Below are 24,200 nucleotides of genomic sequence, written 5' to 3' on the forward strand. Positions count from 1 at the left end.
ATCGCTGCTGCCGTTAACAGTATCGTTGAAAGTAATACCGCTGCCGGAGAGAAGGGGATTATTGGCAATTGTAACTGTATCTCCATAAGTTTGAGGACCAGTTGTAGTCACATTGCCATTGAGTTGAGTTGTGCCACCTGCATTGGTGGTGACGCTGGCTGCATTAACGGTATTAAAGGTAGTTGTACCTGTACTATTGGCGGTGAGATTTCCTAACCGTGTGGTATTACCAATTGCACCAGTAAAGGTGAGATTTCCTACACCCGCATTTAAAGTGAGATTTTGAGCGCCTGCTGTTGTAGCCTCAAGCTTTTGATTAAAGGTAATATTACCACCGCTCGCGGTTCCTGAAGTGTTGATGGTGGTGTTGGGTTGAGTGAGGATGACGTTTGTTGGGAAACTGATATTGGCACCACTTCCAGTTTGAGCAGAGGCATTAATATCACCACTAAGAGTAATATTGCTCGTACCCGGATTCAAAGTAATTGTTCCTGCATTACTGCTGCTAGAAGTTGAACTTGTACGGGAATCTATCACACCTGTACTAATCCCATTTGGAGCAGTTAAGGAAATTGCTCCTCCCTTTCCTGACTGAGAAGAGGAATTCACAAATTTGCCAGTGGTATCAATCGCCCCTGTTCCTCCGGTAACAGTGAGGCTGATATTCCCTCCCGTACCTGCACCTGATGAAGAGGAATTTAGATTACCAGTAGTAATGTTACCACCAGCAGTTGAGAGGGCGATCGCGCCTCCATTTCCTGAATTGCTGGAAAAGGAATCCAGAAAGCCAGCAGTGGTGTCAATCGCGCCTGTTCCTCCGGTAGTGAGGTTGATATTCCCTCCCGTACCTCCTGCAGGAAAACCTGATGCTAAAGACCCCACTTTGCCAGTGGTAATGTTACCGCCAGTCGTTGAGAGATTGATCGCTCCCCCACTGTGTCCAGTAGCAGCTAGAGAGCCAGCAGTGGTGTTGATGTCACCATTTCCTCCAGAAACCGTAAGGGTAATGCTTCCTCCCGTATTTATACCTGCTGAAGTGGAATTCAAATTGCTAGTGGTAATGTTACCGCCAGTCGTTGAAAGGGCAATCGCTCCCCCTTTTCCTGGAGCGGCTGTAGTGGTAAAAGAATCGAGAGGGCCAGCAGAGGTGTTGATGACACCATTTCCTGCGGTAACTTTAAGGGTGATATTCCCCCCCGCAATCCCTAAGTTGGAGGAAGAAGAATCCAAATTGCTAGTGGTAATGTTACCACCAGCAGTGGAGAGGGCGATCGCTCCCCCACTTGAGGTGAGAATGCCTGTAGAGGTGTCGATGGCACCATTTCCTCCAGAAACAGTGAGGGTAATGTTTCCTCCCGTAGTCCCTGCACTTGATGAAGTGGAATCCATAGAGCCAGTGGTAATGTTACCATTGGCAGTTGAAAGGGCGATCGCTCCTCCATTTCCTGAAGCTGAAGTGGCATTCACATTTCCAGGAGTAGTGTTGATCGCGCCTGTTCCTCCGGCAGTGAGGGTGATGTTACCTCCCGTACCTACACCTGATGAAGAGGAAGTTAGATTAGCAGTAGTAATGTTACCCCCAGCAGTGGAGAGTGCGATCGCTCCTCCATTTCCTGAAGTGGAAGAGGAATCCAGAACTCCAGCACTGGTGTTGATCGAACCTGTTCCTCCGGTAACAGAAAGAGTGATATTCCCGGACGTACCTGTACCCAAGGAATACAAATTAGCAGTGGTAATGTTACCGCCGGAAGTTGAGAGGGTGATCGCTCCTCCATTTCCATTAGATGAAGATGAATAGGAAGATAGATATGCATATCCATAACTGGTGTTGATTGAACCTGTACCTCCTGTAACAGAGAGGGTGATATTCCCTCCATTTCCTGAAGATGAAGGGGAAAGTAGAGAGCCAGTATTAATGTTGCCACCAGTAGTGGAGAGGGCGATCGCTCCCCCATTTCCTGAAATCAGAGTGGCAGCAGTGGTGTTGATATCATTGGTACTGGTGAGGCTAATATTTCCGCCGCTAGTACCAACGTTAGTAGCAAGGTTGGCATTAACTGATATTGCATTACTAGCATTTAATGCGATCGCCCCATTTCCAATATTACTAATAGGTTGATTAACAGTAATATTATTATCAGCTTGCAGTGTCAACGAATTACTACTATTCCAAAGAACGGGAGCACTAACTGTAATATCGCCTGCATTAGCAAAGCCAGATGCAGTGGAAATTGTGACATTGCTTGCTCCCAGTTGGGTTTGCAGCGTGCCGTTGTTGATTGTAGATGTGCCGCTTGAGGGTGCAAATGTACCCCCTAATGTGCCGCCTGCATCCGCACCAGTGCTAATAGTAATATCAGTAGGATCTAACAATAAGGTTCCCGCCATACCAAAGGTCGATCGCAAATCAACTAATCCTTGAAAATCCAGCGATTGCTTTCCCGAAACTTCCGCAAAGCCGCCATTCCCAGAAAACAAGCCACCTCTGGCGGTAATATTGCCATTAAAGCGAGTAGTTTCATCAGCCCAAACTATCACTCGCCCGCCATTCCCATTACTAACAGCATCAGCATTAATCGTCGAGTCGCTGCTAATAAAAGTCCGCGAAGCATTGGGCACAGTCCCCAAACCCTGATAATCTCCCCCAATCAGTACATTACCGCCGCCGTTAACCCCAGAAGCATCGATCTTGCCCGCAATAACTCCTACTTTGTCGCCTAAAATATTTACAGTACCGCCAGTGTTGCCAGAGACATTGAGACTGCCGGATGCGATCGCAGTTCCCGCAGTTACCGGCACAGCAGCATTCCCTGTCAACACAACTTCGCCATTAGGATTTACCGTCAAACCCGTCGCCTGTGCCACACCTTGTCCAGTCAGCAACTCCGGCAAAGATAACACTGGCTGCGTCCAATTGTTGGGCAGCGAACTTTGATTTGCTGTCGGCTGAATATCCAAGCTCAATAAATTTCCAGCTTGACTAATTCGCACCAAATTGTTACCCGGTACGGCGCTGATGAGAATATTGCCGCTAGGCGCATTTACCTGACCCGTATTGACAACCGTACCGCCGATCAAACTTAAACTTTGACCTGGTGCCACCGTCAAGTTGCCTGCATTAACGATGCTTCCCCCTGGCCAATTTGTAAACGCAAAACTGTTCGGTGTCCCGATGAAAGTTGCCCAATTGTTATTGCCGATCGCACTAAACCACTGATTGTTCCCAAAACCAATGCCTGTCGCCGTAGTAGCATTAAAAGAGCCAGGCACGTTGAGACTGGCATTCGGCCCGAAAATTATGCCGGCAGGATTCATCAAGAATAAATTGGAATTGCCGCCCGTAACTTGAATTAAGCCATTGATTAAAGAAGGATTACCCCCAGTAATCCTTCCCAAAATATTTTGAATATTGGGATTTGTCAGAAAGTTAGCCGTTTGAGCCTCGCTGAGGCCAAACTGAGTAAAACTGTGAAAAAGATTACCCTTATCTCCGCTGAAAGACCCCCCGGAAATGTCGTAGCGGTTGCCGTTGGGAGTAACAACTGTGTTAGTGCCGTCTGGTGCGGGAGCGATGGGTTGCGCGTTGGCCGAACCCGCCGCTGCACTCAGCCAGCTAACAATGAATAACCATCCGAGCAAATGTAGTCTGTTGGCTGTCATTGTGTTTAAAGATTGTGCTTAAAGTGCGATCGTATTTATCTATCCTATATTTACTCCTCAAAATTCCTCATGTCAATAGGAGCCGCCTATTTTTAGTTGCCGAATAATTAGGAGGGGACAAGGAAATGTATGTTTGTAATTACTAGGATTTACGTAAAAACAGTTTTTTTACTAGGAATCAGGCGCGGGAAATGAAACTTGATTTCTTTTTTTGACTTTCACTGCTTCCCTGACCCAATTACCTTAAAAAACCGGGTTAATTCGTCCGGGACTGTTGGTGAAAATATAGCGCGGAATGCGAGGGTTAGGGGTTTAAAAAACTCGGAGTTTTAGTCAAAACTACGTAAGTACCGCTCGCCTATTATACAGCTTGCTTAGAGTGGCAAAAAACTCGCTCAAATCCCTACTCGCGGTCGCCGCCGCTTCTTTCTGCATAGGCCGAGCAGCTTGCAGCACGCTTTGAGGAGCAACGAACCGAACAGGCGACTTTCTCTCAAAAACTTTATATTTATTGGATTAACTTTACCAAAACTTTATAAAGCTGGAGTAAAATTTTTATGTATTTTTGATGAAAGCCAATATTTGCAAGTCTTGCACTCAACTTTAGACAGTTACTCAAACGAAGTAAATGTAGTAGGTTGGAAGTCTAGGCAGGATGAAAATCTTGCTGTTACAGATTAAACTGTGTCAATCTGGTGTCAGTGAAAACTCTTAGAAGAAGCACTCATTTACTCCAAAACACCCTTAAGTGAGATCTGTATGTAGATTCACTGGTGTGGAGCCTCTTCTTTAGGTTTGACGATCGTCCTAAATATCGCAGGCTCGCGATCGTCATATTCGCGTCACGACAACAGGGCATTTAGGGCATTTTGCGCCTTACTACGTAACAATACTGGAGGAATCAGGGTTATGACTACCTTAACGCTAGTCAAAAAAACATCTTTTACAGTCGCCAGCTTGGCAACCACAATGTTGCTCAGCATCTGCACGCCCGTCCGAGCTTTCATGTTTGGCACTGGCGGCATCCAGTTCGATCAAGATACAAATATCAACTTTACCTTCGACCAATCTCACAGCCCTTACCAGTCCAGCTTGTGGGTGGCCCAAGCTCAGTCAGGAAACAATGGCTACACCAACATCACCAGACTGTTTTACGAGACTAAACCCTCAGATAACGCCTCGGCCAACAACTGGGAAGCAACCTTCGGCAACGCAGTCACGTCCGAAAATGGCTCCATAACCCAAACCTTCACATTTTTGCAGGATCAAATTTATGCTCTGCTGCTGTGGAGTGACACAGGTACCGGCAAGCCTTTGGAGCAATACGTATCGTCGAGTACCTTCATGAACAGCCCCCAATGGTGGGCCGCCGGCACCCAGTTCCGAAGAGATGAATGTCTGGTGGCGGGATGTCAGCTTGCTGTGTTTGGTGACTTTAGGCTCGACTACAACTCTAGCAACTCATTTGCAAACATCAACGGGGGTAAAGGTCCAGAGCAATTTCCATCTCTCACAATGGCCGAACTGGCTAAGGGCACACAAATCTCATTCGACGATGCCAAACCAGGAACCGGGCTTGACTTCAAAGACTTCACCGTGTCGGCTCAGTCAGTCCCCCAGCCAGTCCCCCAACCAGTCCCCCAGCCAGTCCCTCAGCCAGTCCCCCAGCCAGTCCCCCAACCAGTCCCCCAGCCAGTCCCCGAACCAGTCCCCGAACCAGTCCCCGAACCAGTCACAGTATTCGGGACTATCCTGGGGATCGGGGCTTTGGCTGCAGGTCGCAGGAAAAAAAAGCGAGGGCAGCAACCAAAAAAATGACTCTTAACCAGCCCCATACAAATCTAAATAGTGCGTCTGTTCAGTGGTACTCTGAGGAATAGCATTTCTAAATGTTAAGACTTTTTCCATAACGGGAAAAATAGCATCCTAACAAAGGCACTATTCATGGTATCCACCGCAACAAAAACGAACGTAGGCTACATCACCCAAATCATTGGGCCGGTTGTAGACGTAAAATTCCCAGGCGGCAAACTGCCCCAAATCTATAACGCTCTCACGATTTCCGGCAAAAACGAAGCAGGTCAAGACATTGCCGTTACCTGCGAAGTTCAGCAACTGCTCGGAGACAGCCAAGTGCGCGCCGTTTCCATGAGTACCACCGACGGCTTGGTGCGTGGCATGGAAGTAGTAGATACCGGCGAATCGATCCAAGTTCCCGTCGGAATCCCAACTCTCGGCCGGATTTTTAACGTCATCGGTCAACCCGTAGACAACCTCGGCCCGGTCAATACTTCCGAAAGTATGCCCATCCACCGCAACCCGCCGGCTTTCACCGAACTGGAAACCAAGCCTTCGGTGTTTGAAACTGGGATCAAGGTGATTGACCTGCTGGCCCCCTACCGTCGCGGCGGCAAAATCGGTTTGTTCGGCGGCGCAGGCGTCGGCAAAACCGTGATTATGATGGAACTCGTGAACAACATCGCCAAGGCTCACGGCGGCGTGTCCGTGTTCGGTGGTGTGGGCGAGCGCACCCGCGAAGGCAATGACCTCTACAAAGAAATGATCGAGTCGGGGGTTATTAACGAAGAAGACCGCAGCAAGTCAAAAATTGCTCTGGTTTACGGTCAAATGAACGAGCCGCCTGGTGCTCGGATGCGCGTGGGCCTGTCGGCTCTGGCGATGGCCGAATACTTCCGCGATGTCAGCAAGCAAGACGTGCTGCTGTTCATTGACAATATCTTCCGGTTCGTGCAAGCGGGCTCTGAGGTATCGGCTCTGTTGGGTCGGATGCCTTCGGCTGTGGGATATCAGCCGACTCTCGGTACAGACATGGGCGACTTGCAAGAACGGATTACTTCGACTACCGAAGGTTCGATTACTTCAGTTCAAGCTGTGTACGTACCTGCGGATGACTTGACTGACCCCGCACCGGCTACGACTTTTGCTCACTTGGACGCTACAACTGTGTTGTCTCGCGGTTTGGCTGCGAAGGGGATTTATCCGGCTGTTGACCCGCTGGATTCTACGTCTACGATGTTGCAAGTTAGCGTTGTCGGCGAAGAGCACTATGGTGTTGCTCGTCAGGTGCAGTCAACTCTGCAACGCTACAAGGAATTGCAAGACATTATTGCAATTTTGGGCTTGGATGAGCTGTCGGAAGATGACCGCTTGACCGTTTCTCGCGCTCGCAAAATTGAACGGTTCTTGTCTCAACCGTTCTTTGTGGCTGAAGTGTTCACTGGTTCCCCCGGCAAGTATGTCAAGCTGGCAGATACCATTAAGGGCTTCCAGATGATTCTCGCTGGTGAACTTGATGAGTTACCAGAACAAGCTTTCTATTTGGTGGGCGATATCAACGAGGCGATCGCCAAAGCTGAAAAAATGAAAGCTGACGCCAAGTAATTTTAGTCATGAGTCAGTAGTCAGTCGTCATGAGTCATGAGTCAGTAGTTATTAGTTATTTGTTATTAGTTATTGGTTATTGGTAACAACTGACAACTGACAACTGACAACTGACAACTGATAACTGACAACTGACAACTGACAACTGACAACTGACAACTGACAACTGACAACCGACAACTGACAATTTATGACATTAACTGTGCGCGTAGTGGCCCCAGACAAAACTGTTTGGGATTCTAATGCTGAAGAAGTAATTCTGCCGAGCACCACAGGCCAACTGGGTATCTTGAGCGGTCACGCTCCAATGTTGACAGCTTTGGATACCGGAGTGATGCGCGTCCGTCCCGGCAAGGAATGGGTGTCTATTGCTCTGATGGGCGGCTTTGCAGAAATCCAAGAAAACAAAGTTACTATTCTTGTCAACGGCGCTGAAAAAGGCGAAACCATTGATAAAGAAGCTGCTCGTACTGCTTACACCGAAGCAGAAGCTCGTTTGGAAAAGGCTACTAGCGGCACTTTGCAAGAGCAAATTCAAGCTAAGCAAGCAATCAAACGCGCGAGAGCTCGTTTCCAAGCTGCTGGCGGCACGCTCTAGCTTTAAGGGTAAGGACATAGTGCTTTTGTAGTAGGGACACAACAATGTTGTGTCCCTACTCTTTTGTTCGCGTTGTGTCCTTAATGTTTTGCTAAACTCCCGCTTCGGACAATAGAGATTGCATTGTTTCCCAAGATAACCCCTGCTGAAGATAGCGGGGGTTATTTGGATTATAGGGGCTCTCCACGCGATCGACACTGACAATTTTTGCTTCCTCCGGCAAAACAGGAACCTCTGGATCGAAAGCGGTCGATCGCGTCAGGGAGCTAGAAAAGCCTTTAAAAATAGCAATTTCATCGAATTCGCCGTCAATTTCGGCCTTGACGATTAAAACTTCGTGCGATCGTTTTACCGTGTATTGTTCCAAGCGGCGAGCAATAGAGTCAGCCATAGCAAATCTCACTTTCCTGAAATCTGGTATAATATAGCTTAATTTTGCGGCTAATTTCAGGGACAGCCCGCTAAAATTTAATTTTTAATTCGACATTTTTTAACAGCAGGAAGTAAGCGGATCTAATATAAGTCCTGTAAAAAACATCTGGAAGACATTACTCCAGCAAAACCTACTTATACGATATTTGATGAGCAACATAAAGACTAGGTTTGTAAGGATTCAGGTCATGTGAAAAGCAGTAAAACCTATACGGTGTAACCATTTTATTGAATAATCATCAAATATCCATTCTTATTAAGAAACCATGAAAGCTTTTATTTTCGTACCTATTGAGAATGAAGCTGTTGATTTAGCGAAGGCTTTAATTCTACAAGTCCTTCTGTGACTACGTTTCAGATACCTGAATCCTTACCTAGGTTTCAATTATCGTTGTCCTGTCAAAATTTTATTAAACGGCGCTTTGCTTGGGGAGAGACGCTGCTATTTATGCTGGTTTTTGGCTTGAGCTGAACTCTGGCAAGTTCCACTCAGAGCTAATAAATAACTGTTTACGGCGCGGAAATTTTAGTTAGTGACTCAATTTTAGAGCGTTTAGACGATCGAGAAAAATATATGTGCCGATTTCTCGATCGAGTCACAGTAAAAGGCAAAAAATCTGCCGTCTCGGTGTTTAAAATTTATGATGCAGAAACAGAACAAAGCATTGAACTAAAACAGGAAACTGCTGCTGAATTTAAAAAATGTCTGGAGTTTTATTTCGAGCAAAATTTTACTGAAGCACAAAAATTATTCAGTAAGATTTGCGAAACAAATTCTCAAGATAAGTTAGCAGCAATTTACTGCCAGCGCTCTCTAAAGAATGGAATGTATGGAGTACCTTAAGGATGGTCGGGGATAGAAGCTTTGGATGAAAAGTAGTAAAAGTAGCATTAAGCTGAGGGCAGAAATTTTTATGTATTTATCCGGTTTTTGTACCTGGTCTCAGTCATAATACATTCAGGCTGAAGCCTTCGATCCCAAAACTGGGAGTTTTCCTGAAAGATACGCCGTCGAGTTCGGTGCTTTTGACTTCAAACTTGCATATATTGCGGAAATCTCTGCGAAAAAGAAACGCGATTTCTCTGAAAAATCTCAGGTTTGACAGCGATTCAGGAAGAAACCGAGAATCAGGTCTTCCTTGCGTAAGTTGTGTTGAAGTACAAAATGGTTTATAATACTTACCAACGGTAAGTCTTCGCTCCAAGTATTAACTGGGTTTTTCAACCTAAATTAATGTTATGTCCACTCTTTCTCTCAAGCACTTAGTGGCAAAACTTTCAAGAAAAGCAACGCTGCAAACCGTACTCATAGTTCCGTTTGTCTTGCAAGTATTTGCAGCGGTCGGTATTGTAGGATACTTATCATTTAGGAACTCTCAAAGAGCAGTGAATGACCTTGCGGATCAATTGATGGGGGAGGTGAGCAATCGCATCGAGCAAAATTTGAGAACTTATTTGCAAACTCCGCACCAAATCAATCAAAGCAAGCTGGATGCGGTGAAACTGGGTTTTGTGAACATGAAAGACTTGTCAGCTTGGGAAAAGTATCTGTGGCGGCAAGTGCAATTATATCCTTATATTAATTTTACGTCGATCGCTAATCAAGATGGAGAATATCGCACTGGCGAAAAGATGTCTAACGGCACTTTATTGATTAACGCATCGGGCCCGTCTACAAATTTTGACTTTTATTCTTACAATACTAATGATACGGGCGATCGCACGACAGTAGCAGCCTCTGTCAAAAACTTTGACATCCGACAGCACCCTTCCTACACCTATGCGGCTCTAGCAGCCAAACCAACTTGGAGTTCCGTTTATATATCCTTCCTAGAACCCACATTGATCCTCAGCGCGCTGCAACCAGTTTACAACAGCCAGAAACAGCTAGAAGGAGTATTAATTGCTGCTTTGCGTCTCGACAGTATCGGTCAATTTCTAAACAGCCTCAAAATAGGTAAATCTGGTCAAACTTTTATTATCGAAAGAAATGGCACGCTGCTGGCAACTTCCACAACCGAAAAACCTTTCCGCACCCAAAACGGTAAAAAAGAACTGTTTAAAGTTACAGAAAGCAGCGATACAGTAACGCAAACTACAGCTAAATATTTAGAAACCCACTTTCACAACTTGCATAAAATTACAAAATCGCAGCAACTCAATTTTGATATAAACGGGAAGCAGCAATTTTTAAAAGTCCTGCCCTTCCAAGACGACAAGGGTTTAGATTTGCTGATTGTAGTCGTCGTTCCCGAAGGCGACTTTATGGAACAAATTCATGCGGGCAACCGAACTACAGTATTACTATGTATGGCAGCGTTGGGCATGGCAACTGTGTTAGGAATTCTCACTTCTCGCTGGATTATCCAACCTCTTATAAAATTAAAAAATGCAGCAATAGCTTTATCTGAAGGACAATTTGACCAAACTGTAAAACTCGATCGCTCCGATGAGTTGGGCGTACTTGCCACTGCTTTTAACAGCATGGCAGCACAACTGCAAGCATCTTTTACTGCCTTAGAAACTAAAAATACCGAATTGCAGCGACTGGACAAACTGAAAGACGAATTTTTAGCCAATACTTCCCACGAACTCCGCACTCCCCTCAACGGCATTATTGGTATTGCAGAATCATTAATAGATGGTGCTACCGGACAACTACCAGAATCAACAAATTTTAACTTAGGTTTGATTTCATCCTCAGGGAAAAGATTGTCTTCTTTAATTAACGATCTTCTGGACTTTTCTCAGCTCAAACACAAAACGATAGAACTGCAAATTAAGTCCGTGGCTATTCGAGAAATAGTCTCTGTGATTATCACTTTGTCTCAGCCATTAGTAGGCAAAAAAAACTTGCAGTTGATTAACTCAGTCGCTCCTGAATTGCCGCCAATAGCAGCCGACGAGAATCGCTTACAGCAAATACTTTACAACTTAATCGGCAATGCGATTAAATTTACCCAAAGTGGCCGAGTTGAAATTTCAGCAGAATTGGTAACGGGCAAGGCACAATCACCCCTTAATTCCCAATTAGCCATTACTGTATCCGACACGGGCATTGGCATCCCCGAAGATAAATTAGAGCGAATTTTTGAGTCCTTTGAACAAGCTGACGGTTCTACTGCTAGAGAATATGGCGGCACGGGTTTAGGGTTAACTGTTGCCAAGCAATTAGTGGAATTGCACGGAGGTAAAATTTCGGTATCTTCAACTGTAGGCGTAGGTTCCCAATTCACCTTTACTTTGCCCGTATCTGAGAGTCAGCCGGAATTTAGCAGCACACAGCCGCATTTAACCGAGGGACATCGCATTTTAATCACTCCTGAATTAGGCCGCCCATCATCTATAATAAATTCTCAGGTATCAGACAACAGCGACTTGCTAGAAAGTGAAAAATTAAAAATTTTGGTAGTTGATGATGAGCCGATTAATATTCATGTCATCATCAACAGTCTTTCTGTAGCAAACTACGAGATTACTCAAGCGAGCAACGGCTTAGAAGCCTTAAATCTGATTGAATCAGGATTTAAGCCGGACTTAATTTTACTCGATGTAATGATGCCGCAGATGACGGGTTATGAAGTGTGCCGAGAAGTCCGCAAAAAATACTCGCCTTTAGAAATGCCTATTCTGATGCTGACGGCCAAAAATCTAACTACCGACTTGGTAGAAGCTTTTAACTTAGAAGCAAATGATTATGTAACTAAACCTTTTATCAAAAAAGAATTGTTGGCGAGAATTAACACGCAAATTCGCCTAGCAAAACTGAATGCAGCCTACGGCAGGTTTGTGCCCCACGATTTTCTAAACTTGCTGGAAAAGCCGAGTATTATTGAAGTAAAACTAGGCGAAAATCAGGAAAGAGATATGACAGTGCTGTTTGCTGATATTCGCTCGTTTACGGCGCTTTCTGAACAGATGACACCACCGGAAAATTTTGCATTTATTAATACTTATTTGGGAAGGGTTAGCCCTGCAATTAGGAAAAATAACGGGTTTATTGACAAATACATTGGGGATGCAGTCATGGCACTGTTTCCTACATCTCCATCTGATGGCGTGCGAGCAGCGATTGATATGCAGAAAGAAGTAAATATCTATAACCAGCAGCGAGAAAAAAATGGCTTGTTTCCGATCGCGATCGGCATTGGTTTGCACGCGGGCAATTTGATGTTGGGTACGATTGGCGAGCGAGAACGGATGGAAAGTACGGTGATTGCTGATGCGGTGAATCTCGCGTCTCGTTTGGAAGGATTGACTAAGGTTTACGGCGCGCGCATTCTAGTTAGCGGTGCAATTATCGATCGCCTAGACGATCCAGAAAAATATAAGTACAGATTTGTCGATCGAGTAATGGTGAAAGGAAAGACAAATGCTGTGTCGGTGTTTGAAATTTACGAGACAGAAACAGAGCAGAGTATTGTACTTAAGCAGCAAACTGCGGAGGTTTTTCAAGAAGCTCTCAATTTTTACTACGAGCAAAAATTTGTTGCCGCCCAAAAAGTATTTCAGAATATTTTACAAATCAATCCTGACGATCGGGTAGCCATGCTGTATTTCAAACGAGCTCGCAAGTATCGAATGTACGGAGCCCCGGAGGGGTGGTCCGGCGTGGAAACTTCGACGGAGAAATAGGGCGCGCACTGCACGCCCTACTCTGTTTAAAAGATGGTTGCACAAACTTTAAAATATAGTTGTACAAACGCCTAATTTATTCCAAGTTTTAGGACCGACAATGCCATCTGCAACAATTTGTTGTTGCTTTTGAAAATTGATGACTGCTTGTTGGGTTTTCGCGCCGAATCCTCCATCAGTAGTTACGGAAAATCCGTTGGCGTTCAAGAGTCGCTGAAGGTAGCGAACGTCCTCATTTTGGGTGACGCCATCGTTGCGTTTGAGTAGGGGAAAATAACGACAGGAAGGTAATTCCATGTGAATTGCGTTTGTGGTTTGCATAGTTTGAGTCTCCATTGGTTGTTTGCAAGTAGTTTGAAAGCAGAGAAGTGCGGAAATGATGTTAATAGCCCTGGATGCACTCTTGACGGGCAGAAACCTAGTTTTTTAGCCTTTCTGGAGGCCCAAACGAAGTAATGCTGTGAAAAAACCCAGTTTCTTGCTACCCGTGCGTCTAGGATTAGTTAACTTGGATTTAACATCCGGGTTCACCTGTATAACAAGCACCTAATAGACTCCAAGTTTGAGGGCCGACAATGCCATCAACAGCAATCTTATTGTCCTTTTGAAATTTGATGACTGCTTGTTCGGTTTTTGGGCCTAAGAATCCATCAGTTGCGACGGGATATCCCTTTTTAACTAAGGATTGTTGGAGATAGCGCACGTCTTTATTGGCAGCGGTGCTATTATTGCGTTGCAGTGTGGGCAGTGAAGAGCAAAGAGGCAATTGAGTGTAAATTGAATTTGTGGTTTGCATAGTTTGATTGGGGATTAGTGGTTGGCAAGTCGTTTGAACTTGCTATTCCCCAGTTGTAGCTGTGGGGGGAAGCGCTTTAACAGTCGCTTTTTATAGTGACGCTTATCTGGGGTAGCTCAGATGAGTGACAGCCCGCTATAAAATCCCTTTCGTACAAAGTAATTGTCAAAAGCAAACAGCAGCGAATTTCGGCTTTGCTGGATTAAGGTATGATAAGCGCGATCGCTCTTCATCTCACTCGAACGTCATGATTAATTGAATAGGGAACGGGAACACTATTAAACAAAAGAATAGTGAATTAGTAATCGAATTGAATGTTTGAGCAACTTGCTGTCTGATTGAGAATAACAGAGACTTTTTCTTTTTAAGCGAGCTAGATAGTGTCTGAGTCTGGTATTTTCTCCTTCTACTCGTGTCATGTAAGTTTGGCAAACAATCAGGGTAAACGCATCTAAATTAATTTGACAAAAAGGTGGATCTGTGCATTACTAAATAACTAAAAAAACCTTCTTAAAATTCTTAACTTTAACCCCACTTAAGCAGATTAAATCAAAAATTTAAGAATTTCTAAAGTTTTTAAAGCCGGATAAATTTCCCAAAAGATGAATGTTAGATTGTGAACGTTAGCTGGCAGAGTTGAAAATTTGAACTAAATAATTATTATCCATTCCCGCTCGATAGCGTTTCATTTTTAGACTTTGTTTAGAAGTTTTTTCTTGTTTCAGTAAATTTATGGCACTCGCGACGTAGAAGTGCAAAATTTTAGGGAGAGTTCTGTTTCCTAATCCGGCTTTTATATTCACAAAATGTAACATCAAGCGTCCAATGTAAGCTATTTTCAATGCCCCAATGACGGAGGATCGCCACAGCAATTTTGTCAGCATTACTGCTTAAACTACTAAGCGTAAAAACGAGCTTATGTGGTGGTTTATTCCACAATCGTCGTTCACTAATTATCATGACAACTGTTTTTAATCCCGTCCATAATTCTTGATTATGCAGAGGTGGTAACTCGGATATATCAACAGTCCAGGATTGTCTTTTTTCCCCTCGATTATGTGCCGCTTTTACTTGTTGATAATAATTGTACTTTCTGCCTAAATAATCTGATGTTTGAGCGACTTCAAACCATTATTTGACGGCTTCATATAGGCATTTTTGATTCCCTTTTAAAGCTAAAATGTAATATCATTTTTTCGTGATATTCAGAGATGTTAGGTCTTTTTGACAGCAAGCGAGCATCTATGGTTATTACACTTCCGGCAAATTCTAACATTTCTATTCCGAAATTCCTGTCAGTTTAGTGGAGTTTTTAGCGAGTTTTTTTTGTTCTAAAACCAATTGATGAAATGAAGACCATGCTGTAACTATATGTAGCGCTTTTTGCTGGTCATTTCGGTCATAAGATTGTTTCATTGTTTTGCCATCAATGGCAATCACGTTTAGTTCTAATTCCCCAAATATGGCATTTACCCAACTCAAAAAACATTCTTGAAACTGTTGTGGCTCAATTCGGGCAAATACCCGACTAAATCGGTCATGAGATGGTATACCATTCGGTAATTCTAGAAAGCTTTTTAACCATTCATATTTGGCATTACCATAGGCTTCTATTGCCACCCATCCGTCTGCGCCGCTGAGGACAGCTAGAATCGCAATCCATCTAATATCTTTAAGTAAGTGTTCTTTACTTCTCTCTATTCTTGGGTTTTTCAAGTTGGCAAAATGCTCTAAAAAACTGGTATTTAAAAGATTTATTGAAGGTAAGGAATTTGTTTGTTGTTGTGGGGAAGTTACAGCTTTACTACAACCTATTGGCATTGATAGAAGCAATAAAATACAAAAAAGTACAGAGAAATTTATTGGGATATAACTCTAGCATATTTTGGGGTTCAGTTAAGATGCGTTTATCCTGTATTTAATCCCTCAAGTTGAGACCTGAATTATTACAAAATATTGACAAACAGATTTTGATTTATCAAGGATCGTTTGATGAGTACCAAGATAGAACTGACCTTTTACCGCTACCATAATTTATAACACATCCCCAACACCTACAAATTTTCCAAAAGTCTTAAGGAAAATAAACATACTTTTGCCCCAACTTATGCAAACAATAGTTAAAAAGACTAACCGAAGCTAAAGTTAAAAGCAATGTCACAAGATACCATCGAATCAATTCTGCATGAAAAACGGCTATTTCAGCCGCCGGCTGAATTCTCTCAAAAAGCTCACATCAAAAGCCTAGAAGAGTACCAAGCCCTCTACGACAAAGCCAAAGCTGACCCCCAAGCATTCTGGGCAGAACTCGCCGCCCAAGAATTAGACTGGTTCCAGAACTGGGATACCGTGCTCGACTGGCAACCGCCTTTTGCTAAATGGTTTGTCAATGGCAAAATTAACATTTCTTACAATTGTCTCGATCGCCACTTAACCACTTGGCGCAAAAATAAAGCCGCCCTGATTTGGGAAGGCGAACCCGGCGACTCCCGCACCCTCACCTACGCGCAACTCCACCGCGAAGTCTGCCAAATGGCGAACGTCATCAAACAATTGGGAGTCCAAAAAGGCGATCGCGTTGGCATTTATATGCCCATGATTCCCGAAGCTGCGATCGCCATGCTAGCCTGCGCCAGAATCGGTGCAGTACACAGCGTTGTTTTTGGCGGTTTTAGTGCAGAAGCTTTGCGCGATCGGCTTAACGACGGCCAAGCCAAACTCGTCATCACCGCTGACGGTGGCTTCCGCAAAGATACCGCCGTCGGCCTCAAAACACAAGTAGACAAAGCATTAGCAAATAATGCCACACCCAGCGTTACCAACGTTCTCGTAGTTCAGCGCACCAAACAGAAAATTGACATGGAGCCCGGGCGCGATCATTGGTGGCACGATTTGCAAAAAGGTGCATCGGCAAATTGTCCCGCCGAACCAATGGACAGCGAAGATATGCTGTTCGTACTCTACACCAGTGGCAGTACCGGCAAACCGAAAGGTGTCGTCCATACAACCGGTGGTTATAACCTTTATACCCACATGACAACCAAATGGATATTCGACCTCCAAGATACCGATGTTTACTGGTGTACTGCTGATGTCGGCTGGATTACTGGACACAGTTATATTGTCTACGGGCCCCTGTCCAACGGTGCCACAACTTTAATGTATGAAGGTGCTCCTCGCCCTTCAAATCCTGGCTGTTTTTGGGATGTCATTGAAAAATACGGCGTCACCGTTTTCTACACTGCACCCACTGCGATCAGAACATTCATGAAAATGGGCGAACACTTGCCCAACGCGCGCAATTTGTCATCTTTACGATTGTTAGGAACCGTCGGCGAACCGATCAATCCCGAAGCTTGGATGTGGTATCAACGAGTAATTGGCAACTCGAATTGTCCGATCGTCGATACTTGGTGGCAAACAGAAACCGGGGGAATTATGATTACCGCTTTGCCCGGTGCAATTCCTACAAAACCCGGTTCTGCAACCCTACCGTTTCCTGGAATTGTGGTCGATGTTGTTGACCAAGATGGCGAACCAGTAACTAACGAAAGCGGCGGTTATTTAGTGGTGAAACATCCTTGGCCGGGAATGATGCGTACACTTTACAACGATCCAGACCGTTTTCGCCGCACTTATTGGGAATATTTGCACCCGAAAGATGGCGAATTTGTGTACTTTGCAGGGGACGGCGCGCACAAGGATAAAGACGGTTATTTCTGGGTAATGGGCCGCGTTGACGATGTAATTAATGTGGCCGGACACCGACTCGGCACAATGGAAGTTGAGTCAGCTTTGGTATCGCATCCAGCGGTGGCGGAAGCTGCGGTTGTTGGTAAACCTGATGATATTAAAGGTGAGGATATTGTGGCTTTTGTCACGCTGGACAACTCGCAGCAACCTAGCGATGAATTGGCTAAGGAGTTGAAGCAGCACGTTGTTAAGGAAATTGGGGCGATCGCCCGTCCCGGCGAAATTCGATTTACTGATGCTTTGCCGAAAACGCGAAGTGGCAAAATTATGCGTCGGTTGCTGCGTTCTTTAGCTGCGGGACAAGAGGTTTCTGGGGATACTTCGACTTTGGAAGACCGGACGGTTTTGGATAAGTTGCGGGGAGGTGCGTAGGGGGATTTTTTAACCGCAGATGTAGGCAGATTAGCGCGGATGAACGCTGATGTAATTTTACAAGCGTTCCATCTACGGTTTTAGATAATTGTTGACTCGTTTATTTACCGCGCCACAGATGAACGGCAGCGGCGTTGATTGGCGACCTTACCTGTTTGTTGCCAATCCTCTAGCAAGTAGTCATCATCAACTGCTTGCTTGTGCTGTTCGTTTTTGAGAATTGCCAAGACGTGAACTCCAGACGGATAGTTGAGGTGACGAATTTCTGGGTCATATCCCAAGTCGTGAATTTTTGTCATAACGCGATCGACAGCAATTGCTTGATAATGTGCTATTGTCTAAGACCCTATGGATCAATACTCCGGACAGTTTTTAAGCAGCCAGATTACCATAAGACAAGACTGAAGGAAGGTTAGGGTGATTTAAAATCAAATCCGGGTCTAAATCTAACTTATCAATAAAGGTAGAAAGTAGATGCTTGTTGAATTCCAGCCGTTTATAAGAGGCCATTGAAAACACAAAAGACTTGGCAGATGAATGACAACTAGAGAGTTGATGTTTGGCTAAATTTAAGGCAATAAGACTGGCATTAAAATGAAAATCAAGCCGTGGTAAATGACGAGCTTGACAATCAGACAATCCCGTAAATTGCTTGGCATCACGAAAAATAAATTCGATCTGAAAACGAGCCTAATAATATTCAACAATTTGCTCAGCTAGCAAGTGAATATCAGTGCTAAATAATAAAGCATTTTTCATTTTTCCGTTGGCTTGAACCTTAGAGATAAAAGCCAAACAGATTGGGCAATTTAAACAACAACGACTCACTTCTAATGTATATAATGAAACTCCCGGTTTTAGGTCTTTAACAAAATTAAGACGACTCAAATCATGGCAGTCAACCTTACCATCATATTTACGTGGAGCTCCCACTTTATTTTGTTCACCTGTATAGAAATAGCGTAAGTTAGCATCAACTCTTAGCTTGCCAATAAAGTTTAAATTTAACTCCCGCACAGCCTCCCAGAATTTAGAGCGATAGTAATAACCATCAGCGACCCAATAACGTACAGAAGTTGGTCAGAAATAACGAGTATTCTTCAAATGTTGTGCATAGTCATCAACTCTGTGATCTCAGGCGTTGAGCTTTGAGGCTCCTGTGTTTTGCGAGATTTCTTAGACCAGTAATTCTTCGGATTTTGTGGGAGTTTTTTCACCGGCTTTATTTGAGGACGTGACGGACTTTGTTGTACGCTTAAGCTATAAGATAAACGACTCTCAATTTCGACAATAGAAATCACATAAATTTCCAACCCCTATTCCGATTTACCAGCTACACCATTATAAAAATAAGCTTTATCGTCAGTTTTTTTGCCCCTTTTTCTGACAAAACAACAATCAATAACAGCAATGACTGTGGGTTCAGGATTTAAAGCTAGTTCGAGGAAATATTGATTAAATTGTGGACAGTTAATTTTTTTGAGAAAGTGACGACGGTAGATTTTTTCGCTCAAATAACTATAACGAATGAGATTCGTGAAGTTGACCCAACCACAGGCTCAGCAAAATAGTTGAGAATAAAGTGATTAAAAACTTCTTTTGGGGTTGACTAATCCCTGGTATTTGTTGTAAGATTGATTCCATAATTTTCATAAGGCAATCTGTTGAGCTTGTGTGTGTTTATAGCTTAACCGAAAAGAGTGCCTTTTTTCTGTTTATTTTGGGTTCAGATTGGACTCACTTTTTTCACTTCTCTATTTTATTGCGTAAGCGTTGCTTGCCGAAGGCATCGCATTCCTCTTGAAAAACTGTCCGGAGTATTGTTTAAAGAGTAAATTAGAGATGGCCTGAAACTTTCGCAAGAGGTCTATTATTTGCTTTCGGGTTTGATGCCGGAATTTATCCAATGGCTCAACAGTGATAAAATCAGATCGTTACCTCCGCTAGAGTTGGCAGCCGAAGCACATCTTGGCTTTGTGTCGATTCATCAATTTCGGGATGGTAACGGACGGACGGGACGGCTATTGATGAATCTCCTGCTGTCGCGGGCGGGATAAGCCCATTGTCATTATCTCTAACCAGGTGCGTGCTGCCTACATTGATGCGATCGCAGAACCACAGCAGCATGGTTCTGGAATTCATCCGCTCCTCGAGCTTATGGTAGATGCGGCCCGATACTCGCTGATCGAAACCGTGCAAATCCTAGCAACAGCCAGCGATAGCCTGGGTCAATGGCTGCCTTTCTATCAAGAGATGCTAGAAATTTTGCAGCAGCAGTCTCAAGAGATCGATTAGGATTCACCTTTAATCAATATTCAAGAACCAGCGCCCTTTCTATGAAGATTTGATGTAGATTGGGGCGATCAAGCAAATACCGGGTGACAACAGCTATGTTGGTTTTGCTATGGTTGTTAAGGCAAGTCGATCGGGCTGAGTACAACTCTTGCAAAACTCTACAGTCGGCTAACCAGTCCCCGCAGGTGGGCTTCGGTTTTAACTATAGATTAGTTAATATCAAAAAACAACGTCGTTTACCAAAGGATTCAGCAAGGAATCCCCAAGGAGTGAAAATCATGGTTCAGATTCAAGAAATTTCTCAAGTATCTACCCTGCACGCACCTGCTGCACCCAACGGAATAGCCGCTACAGAATTGCGGCCTTGGGGCTCATTTACGACTCTAGAAGAAGGCCCAGGATATAAAATTAAACGGATCGAAGTTAAGTCTGGACACCGCCTCAGCCTGCAAATGCACCACCACCGCAGCGAACACTGGATTGTGGTTTCTGGTACTGCAAAAGTTACTTGTGGCGAAACTGAACAAGTTCTGTTTACAAATCAGTCTACCTACGTTCCTCAGTGCACTTCTCACCGCCTGGAAAATCCGGGAGTTATCCCCCTGGTTTTAATTGAGGTGCAGAATGGCGAATATCTCGGAGAAGATGATATTATCCGCTTTCAAGACGATTATGCTCGTAATGAAAAGGCTAAGTAACTCAAGTTGCTAAAAATATAGGGGTAAGGTGCGCGGCCCGGCGCACTTTACATTCTCCGGGTAAGGTACACGCCTAGGCACATTCTACATTTTTAAAACTCAACATTACTTCCCAATTACTAATTACCAATTACCAATTACTCATAATGATTCATCTGAGCAAAACAGCAGCAACAGAAGTAACGCGCCTCAAGTCGAAGCATCCGAACCCCAATGCTTTATTTCGTCTGGGCGTGGAATCGAGCGGCTGCTCCGGTTTGTCTTATACAATGGCATTTGACGATGCGCCAGCCCCTGAAGACGCTGTATGCGAGTCGGAGGGAATTTCCGTTGCGATCGACCCCCAGCACTTAAAATATCTTAATGAACTCACCTTGGATTATTCAGAAGACTTGATGGGCGGAGGTTTCCGATTTCACAATCCCAATGCCGCCCAAAGCTGTAGCTGCGGGAACTCCTTTTCTGCTAAGGAATAACCAAACTGTAGGGTGCGTCAGCTCCGTATAATTCTGCTAATTGTAAATATGCTAGCGACTGACGCACCTTACAAATTAAGGAAGAATCAATATGATGACAGTCAAAGACTTAGAAAAAGTCCAAAAAACCTTCAAAGAAGCCGGTCAAGACTACCAAGTTGAACTAGAAAGCGGGAAGATTATCATTGTGGGCCCGTCAGACATTGTATCTAGTGAAATTGGCATTCGCTTGAGTGCCTTTCTTTTCGTTTGGGTGAATCCCCGCCGTTTGGGTCGAGTTTTTGACTCTGCAGGCGGCTTTATTTTACCTGATGCTAACCTCACAGCACCTGATGTTTCTTTTGTCCGAGCCGCACGTCTCAGGCAAAGTCCCCGTTATTTCGGAGAATTAGTCCCAGACTTGGTAGTAGAAATTAAATCACAGAGCGATCGCATTAAACCGCTAGAAAAAAAGATTAAGAATTTTATAGAACTCGGAGCTCAAGTAGGAATTTTGATCGATCCGGATGAAGAAACTGTTACAGTTTATCGTCAGGAAGGTGAACCAATTGTGTTAAAAAATGAAGATATTTTGACTGTTACCGAACTTTTTCCTGGTTGGGAATTGCCAATTTCTGAACTGTGGCCACCAATTTTTACTGAAGCAGAAACTCAAGCATAATTTCTCATTTTAACATAATTAGTTAGAACGAACCGCGAAGACGGAAAGGACACAAAGGAAGAGAAGAGAAGAGAAATATTTTATAATTGATGCGAGGATTGCTATATATACGTTGTCATTGCTCACTCTTGAGCGTTAGCGTAGCGCTCTCTTATCAAAGCAATCGCAGCATCTGGTAATTGCAACAGCAATATATAAAATTTTCAAAATGGTAAAAGAATCAGAAAAACCCCCAGATTGGTATAGCAAATACATCGCTACCTACACTTCCGAACAGCGAAAAAACTGGTACAGCGAAATCGCAGAGGCTTACAACAAAACAAGACCGCGCTATCCTCAACAACTAATTAATCGCGTTGTCGAATTAGCTGAACTTCCTGTGGGTGCAAACATTCTTGAAATCGGATGTGGCCCCGGAATTGCAACTGTTCCGTTTGCTGAATTCGGCTTTTCAATGCTTTGTCTCGAACCCAGCCAAGAAGCTTGTCAGCTAGCACGACAAAACTGTGCAGCTTATCCATCTGTAGAGATTCAAAATCTCACATTTGAAGAGTGGGAATTAGAGGCTGAGAAATTCAATGCTGTGCTGGCGGCGACTTCTTTTCACTGGGTGTCGCCGGAGATTCGGTATCAAAAAACGGCGGCTGCATTAAAAAATAAAGGTTCTTTGATTTTGCTATGGAATGCGGGAGTTTTGCCGCCGGATGGAGTTTACCGAGTTTTGGATGAGGTTTATCAAATTCAAGCTCCGTCTCTAGCAGAATATCATGCCAAAGAAAGAGGAAATCAAGAAGAAAGTATCAAATTATTCGGACAAAATGTTATTGACTCTGGGCTGTTCAAGGATTTAATTTACGAACAGTTAGTGTGTGAAATAACCTACAGCATAGAAGATTATCTGGCACTTTTGAAAACTTACTCAGTCTACATAGCGCTCGATGATGAAAAGAGAAATTATTTGTTGGCAAATTTGCGGGAAGTCCTAGAAAAAAACTGCGGAAATAGCATCCAAGCTTCCTATATTTCAGCTTTTCACGTTTCCCAAAAAACCTAGCGCTTTTTCTCTTATCTTCCTTCGTGACAAGAGCGCTTTCGGTAATTCCCGCCCGTCGCCCCTGGCAGATCACTCCGGACACTCTCACTCGTTAAAAGCTGGTTTGTATTGAGAACTTCAGTCCTCGCCCACAACTTATTAAGTCTTGTAAAAGCTCGATCGACTATCAACACAATCAAGCTGGCGTACCGAGAATCATCCACTGCATTAACTGCTGCCACTCGGGAGATTGAGCTAATAAATCTGCATCGAATTCATTTCCCGCATCCTGCGAAAACTCGGCGAAAGCTTCCGCCCAATTAATTACTGTTTCCACAGGCAAATAAGGCGTATAATTCCAAGAACGCTGCAAAAACTCTACCATCTCAACAGAATGACCCGTGCGGTACAAATACCAAGCAATCCAAACTAAGGTACTGTACTTGATTTGCCTTTCCAACAAACGTATTTTATCCGGCAATTCGGGGCGGGAAAAAAAATTGTCCATGACTGCAGCGAGGGATTTAGCCTGCGGTAAACCTTTGTACATGGCGCTTTGTTCGTGCTGGCGGTAGCAAACAGTTACTTGCTGCAACCACTCTGCTTCGCATCCCATTAAGGCTAAACGCAGCACTAAATCTGTATCTTCCGCCGGGGGAAATCGAGGATCAAATCCGCCGGCGCGCTCTAACCACTGACGGCGAAATACCATCGCGCTGGGTAATACTGGTTTCCACCGCAGCCACATTTCTAAGTCTAATTTAGGAACATTTTGCCAGGGTTTGACATCTTTTAGCGGTTCGCCTATACTATTAACTAGACGCCAGCCACTGTGAACTATTCCTAGATTTGGTCGCGCTGCAAATACAGCCATTTGTGCTGCTAATTTGTCGGGGAAAAAGTAGTCGTCAGCATCGAGAAAGGCGATAAATTCTCCTCGGGCTACCTCGATACCGTGATTTCTGGCAATCGAAACTCCTTGATTTTGTTGGTAAATGTAGCGAATTCGATCGCCATATTTCTCTAAAACTAACTTGGTATCGTCTCGGGAGCCGTCGTCTACGACAATAATTTCCCAGTTAGCATAGGTTTGGTGCAGAACGCTATCGACGGCTTGGCCGACGTAAGCAGCGCAGTTGTAAGCCGGAATTACTACGCTCACCTGCGGGGTACGATCGCTCATAATTAATATCAAGTTTTATGGATTATACCATTTTAGATTTTAGATTTTAGATTAAAAAACTGGAAATGACTGATGAGCATCTGGCTGGGAACTTGCGTACAGTTGCATTCTTTTTGTCAATAGGTTGGAACTGGTATTAGAATCAATACGCGCTGGGCGGGTTTACGGAAATCCGGGCTTTTAAATCAATATAAATTATGCAGCCG

At 44.1% G+C, this 24,200-nt stretch carries 20 protein-coding genes and 2 pseudogenes; 12 read left to right on the forward strand and 10 right to left on the reverse strand.

Going from position 1 to position 24,200, the window contains the following annotated elements; translation table 11 throughout:
- A partial coding sequence (locus tag QUA04_RS14435; RefSeq protein WP_333258041.1) for a two-partner secretion domain-containing protein occupies positions 1-3,660 on the reverse strand: 3,660 nt, incomplete at its 3' end.
- A gap of 909 nt (positions 3,661-4,569) precedes the next feature.
- Here QUA04_RS14435 and QUA04_RS14440 point away from each other — a divergent pair.
- The 3 genes from QUA04_RS14440 to atpC all read left to right on the forward strand — a co-directional run bounded on the left by QUA04_RS14440 (position 4,570) and on the right by atpC (position 7,660).
- Positions 4,570-5,478: a PEP-CTERM sorting domain-containing protein gene (locus QUA04_RS14440; protein WP_333258042.1), complete on the forward strand. Its 909-nt coding sequence runs from the start codon at positions 4,570-4,572 to the stop codon at positions 5,476-5,478.
- 126 nt (positions 5,479-5,604) lie between these two features.
- Positions 5,605-7,062 carry a F0F1 ATP synthase subunit beta gene (gene atpD, locus QUA04_RS14445; protein ID WP_333143861.1) on the forward strand — a complete coding sequence of 486 codons (1,458 nt, stop codon included), beginning with the start codon at positions 5,605-5,607 and terminating at the stop codon, positions 7,060-7,062.
- Positions 7,063-7,252: 190 nt separating this feature from the next.
- The gene (gene atpC, locus QUA04_RS14450) at positions 7,253-7,660 is read left to right on the forward strand and encodes an ATP synthase F1 subunit epsilon (protein WP_006635885.1); all 408 of its coding nucleotides are present in this window, start codon (positions 7,253-7,255) and stop codon (positions 7,658-7,660) included.
- A gap of 91 nt (positions 7,661-7,751) precedes the next feature.
- On the opposite strand, the gene QUA04_RS14455 is transcribed toward atpC, so the two are convergent.
- Positions 7,752-8,051: a DUF7734 family protein gene (locus QUA04_RS14455; protein WP_190743481.1), complete on the reverse strand. Its 300-nt coding sequence runs from the start codon at positions 8,049-8,051 to the stop codon at positions 7,752-7,754.
- A 615-nt stretch (positions 8,052-8,666) separates the two neighbouring features.
- Here QUA04_RS14455 and QUA04_RS14460 point away from each other — a divergent pair.
- Complete coding sequence (locus QUA04_RS14460; protein WP_333258043.1) at positions 8,667-8,936, forward strand: hypothetical protein; 270 nt, start codon at positions 8,667-8,669, stop codon at positions 8,934-8,936.
- A 395-nt stretch (positions 8,937-9,331) separates the two neighbouring features.
- Positions 9,332-12,727: an ATP-binding protein gene (locus tag QUA04_RS14465; protein ID WP_333258044.1), complete on the forward strand. Its 3,396-nt coding sequence runs from the start codon at positions 9,332-9,334 to the stop codon at positions 12,725-12,727.
- 48 nt (positions 12,728-12,775) lie between these two features.
- Here the strand turns inward: QUA04_RS14465 and QUA04_RS14470 are convergent, their stop codons facing one another.
- The 5 genes and pseudogenes from QUA04_RS14470 to QUA04_RS14485 all read right to left on the reverse strand — a co-directional run bounded on the left by QUA04_RS14470 (position 12,776) and on the right by QUA04_RS14485 (position 15,344).
- Positions 12,776-13,048 carry a peptidoglycan-binding domain-containing protein gene (locus tag QUA04_RS14470; RefSeq protein ID WP_333258045.1) on the reverse strand — a complete coding sequence of 91 codons (273 nt, stop codon included), beginning with the start codon at positions 13,046-13,048 and terminating at the stop codon, positions 12,776-12,778.
- A gap of 193 nt (positions 13,049-13,241) precedes the next feature.
- Complete coding sequence (locus QUA04_RS14475; protein ID WP_333258046.1) at positions 13,242-13,523, reverse strand: peptidoglycan-binding domain-containing protein; 282 nt, start codon at positions 13,521-13,523, stop codon at positions 13,242-13,244.
- Between the two features lie 229 nt (positions 13,524-13,752).
- Positions 13,753-13,960, reverse strand: a pseudogene (locus tag QUA04_RS14480) (IS1 family transposase); the annotation flags it as partial.
- Between the two features lie 325 nt (positions 13,961-14,285).
- Positions 14,286-14,591, reverse strand: a pseudogene (locus QUA04_RS29955) (ISAs1 family transposase); the annotation flags it as partial.
- A 210-nt stretch (positions 14,592-14,801) separates the two neighbouring features.
- Positions 14,802-15,344 carry an ISAs1 family transposase gene (locus QUA04_RS14485; protein ID WP_333258047.1) on the reverse strand — a complete coding sequence of 181 codons (543 nt, stop codon included), beginning with the start codon at positions 15,342-15,344 and terminating at the stop codon, positions 14,802-14,804.
- Positions 15,345-15,677: 333 nt separating this feature from the next.
- On the opposite strand from QUA04_RS14485, the gene acs reads away from it, so the two are divergent.
- A complete protein-coding gene (acs, locus tag QUA04_RS14490) occupies positions 15,678-17,648 on the forward strand; it encodes an acetate--CoA ligase (protein WP_333258048.1) in 1,971 nt (656 codons plus the stop codon).
- A gap of 104 nt (positions 17,649-17,752) precedes the next feature.
- Here acs and QUA04_RS14495 read toward each other — a convergent pair whose 3' ends face one another.
- Together QUA04_RS14495 and QUA04_RS14500 are read right to left on the reverse strand one after the other, a co-directional pair.
- A complete protein-coding gene (locus tag QUA04_RS14495) occupies positions 17,753-17,947 on the reverse strand; it encodes a hypothetical protein (RefSeq protein WP_333258049.1) in 195 nt (64 codons plus the stop codon).
- A gap of 391 nt (positions 17,948-18,338) precedes the next feature.
- Positions 18,339-18,665 carry a hypothetical protein gene (locus tag QUA04_RS14500; RefSeq protein ID WP_333258050.1) on the reverse strand — a complete coding sequence of 109 codons (327 nt, stop codon included), beginning with the start codon at positions 18,663-18,665 and terminating at the stop codon, positions 18,339-18,341.
- Positions 18,666-19,537: 872 nt separating this feature from the next.
- Here QUA04_RS14500 and QUA04_RS29960 point away from each other — a divergent pair.
- The 6 genes from QUA04_RS29960 (at position 19,538) to QUA04_RS14530 (ending at position 22,832) form a co-directional block, all read left to right on the forward strand.
- A complete protein-coding gene (locus tag QUA04_RS29960) occupies positions 19,538-19,705 on the forward strand; it encodes a Fic family protein (RefSeq protein ID WP_445242326.1) in 168 nt (55 codons plus the stop codon).
- 25 nt (positions 19,706-19,730) lie between these two features.
- Positions 19,731-19,943: a hypothetical protein gene (locus tag QUA04_RS29965; protein ID WP_445242327.1), complete on the forward strand. Its 213-nt coding sequence runs from the start codon at positions 19,731-19,733 to the stop codon at positions 19,941-19,943.
- A 278-nt stretch (positions 19,944-20,221) separates the two neighbouring features.
- A complete protein-coding gene (locus QUA04_RS14515) occupies positions 20,222-20,641 on the forward strand; it encodes a phosphomannose isomerase type II C-terminal cupin domain (RefSeq protein ID WP_190693399.1) in 420 nt (139 codons plus the stop codon).
- Positions 20,642-20,787: 146 nt separating this feature from the next.
- Positions 20,788-21,117 carry an iron-sulfur cluster assembly accessory protein gene (locus QUA04_RS14520; RefSeq protein WP_333070615.1) on the forward strand — a complete coding sequence of 110 codons (330 nt, stop codon included), beginning with the start codon at positions 20,788-20,790 and terminating at the stop codon, positions 21,115-21,117.
- A gap of 94 nt (positions 21,118-21,211) precedes the next feature.
- Positions 21,212-21,778, forward strand: a complete 567-nt coding sequence (locus QUA04_RS14525; RefSeq protein ID WP_333258071.1) for a Uma2 family endonuclease — start codon at positions 21,212-21,214, stop codon at positions 21,776-21,778.
- Positions 21,779-21,986: 208 nt separating this feature from the next.
- On the forward strand, positions 21,987-22,832 hold the full coding sequence (locus QUA04_RS14530) for a class I SAM-dependent methyltransferase (RefSeq protein ID WP_333258053.1): 846 nt from the start codon (positions 21,987-21,989) through the stop codon (positions 22,830-22,832).
- 175 nt (positions 22,833-23,007) lie between these two features.
- Here the strand turns inward: QUA04_RS14530 and QUA04_RS14535 are convergent, their stop codons facing one another.
- Entirely contained in the window at positions 23,008-23,994 is a 987-nt protein-coding gene (locus QUA04_RS14535) for a glycosyltransferase (RefSeq protein WP_333258054.1), read from the reverse strand.
- Positions 23,995-24,200: the final 206 nt, after the last annotated feature.

Origin of the sequence: Microcoleus sp. S13_C5 (assembly GCF_036700845.1) — a bacterium.
GTDB lineage: Bacteria > Cyanobacteriota > Cyanobacteriia > Cyanobacteriales > Microcoleaceae > Microcoleus.

Bases quoted from the DNA above. Each gene is read 5' to 3' on its own strand.
- QUA04_RS14455 (WP_190743481.1), bottom strand. From the start codon at position 8,051: ATGGCTGACTCTATTGCTCGCCGCTTGGAACAATACACGGTAAAACGA.
- QUA04_RS14535 (WP_333258054.1), bottom strand. From the start codon at position 23,994: ATGAGCGATCGTACCCCGCAGGTGAGCGTAGTAATTCCGGCTTACAAC.
- QUA04_RS14465 (WP_333258044.1), top strand. From the start codon at position 9,332: ATGTCCACTCTTTCTCTCAAGCACTTAGTGGCAAAACTTTCAAGAAAA.
- QUA04_RS14520 (WP_333070615.1), top strand. From the start codon at position 20,788: ATGATTCATCTGAGCAAAACAGCAGCAACAGAAGTAACGCGCCTCAAG.
- QUA04_RS14525 (WP_333258071.1), top strand. From the start codon at position 21,212: ATGACAGTCAAAGACTTAGAAAAAGTCCAAAAAACCTTCAAAGAAGCC.
- QUA04_RS14440 (WP_333258042.1), top strand. From the start codon at position 4,570: ATGACTACCTTAACGCTAGTCAAAAAAACATCTTTTACAGTCGCCAGC.
- QUA04_RS14495 (WP_333258049.1), bottom strand. From the start codon at position 17,947: ATGACAAAAATTCACGACTTGGGATATGACCCAGAAATTCGTCACCTC.
- QUA04_RS14475 (WP_333258046.1), bottom strand. From the start codon at position 13,523: ATGCAAACCACAAATTCAATTTACACTCAATTGCCTCTTTGCTCTTCA.
- QUA04_RS14460 (WP_333258043.1), top strand. From the start codon at position 8,667: ATGTGCCGATTTCTCGATCGAGTCACAGTAAAAGGCAAAAAATCTGCC.
- QUA04_RS29960 (WP_445242326.1), top strand. From the start codon at position 19,538: ATGCCGGAATTTATCCAATGGCTCAACAGTGATAAAATCAGATCGTTA.
- atpC (WP_006635885.1), top strand. From the start codon at position 7,253: ATGACATTAACTGTGCGCGTAGTGGCCCCAGACAAAACTGTTTGGGAT.
- atpD (WP_333143861.1), top strand. From the start codon at position 5,605: ATGGTATCCACCGCAACAAAAACGAACGTAGGCTACATCACCCAAATC.
- QUA04_RS14530 (WP_333258053.1), top strand. From the start codon at position 21,987: ATGGTAAAAGAATCAGAAAAACCCCCAGATTGGTATAGCAAATACATC.
- QUA04_RS14470 (WP_333258045.1), bottom strand. From the start codon at position 13,048: ATGCAAACCACAAACGCAATTCACATGGAATTACCTTCCTGTCGTTAT.
- QUA04_RS14485 (WP_333258047.1), bottom strand. From the start codon at position 15,344: ATGCCAATAGGTTGTAGTAAAGCTGTAACTTCCCCACAACAACAAACA.
- QUA04_RS14515 (WP_190693399.1), top strand. From the start codon at position 20,222: ATGGTTCAGATTCAAGAAATTTCTCAAGTATCTACCCTGCACGCACCT.
- acs (WP_333258048.1), top strand. From the start codon at position 15,678: ATGTCACAAGATACCATCGAATCAATTCTGCATGAAAAACGGCTATTT.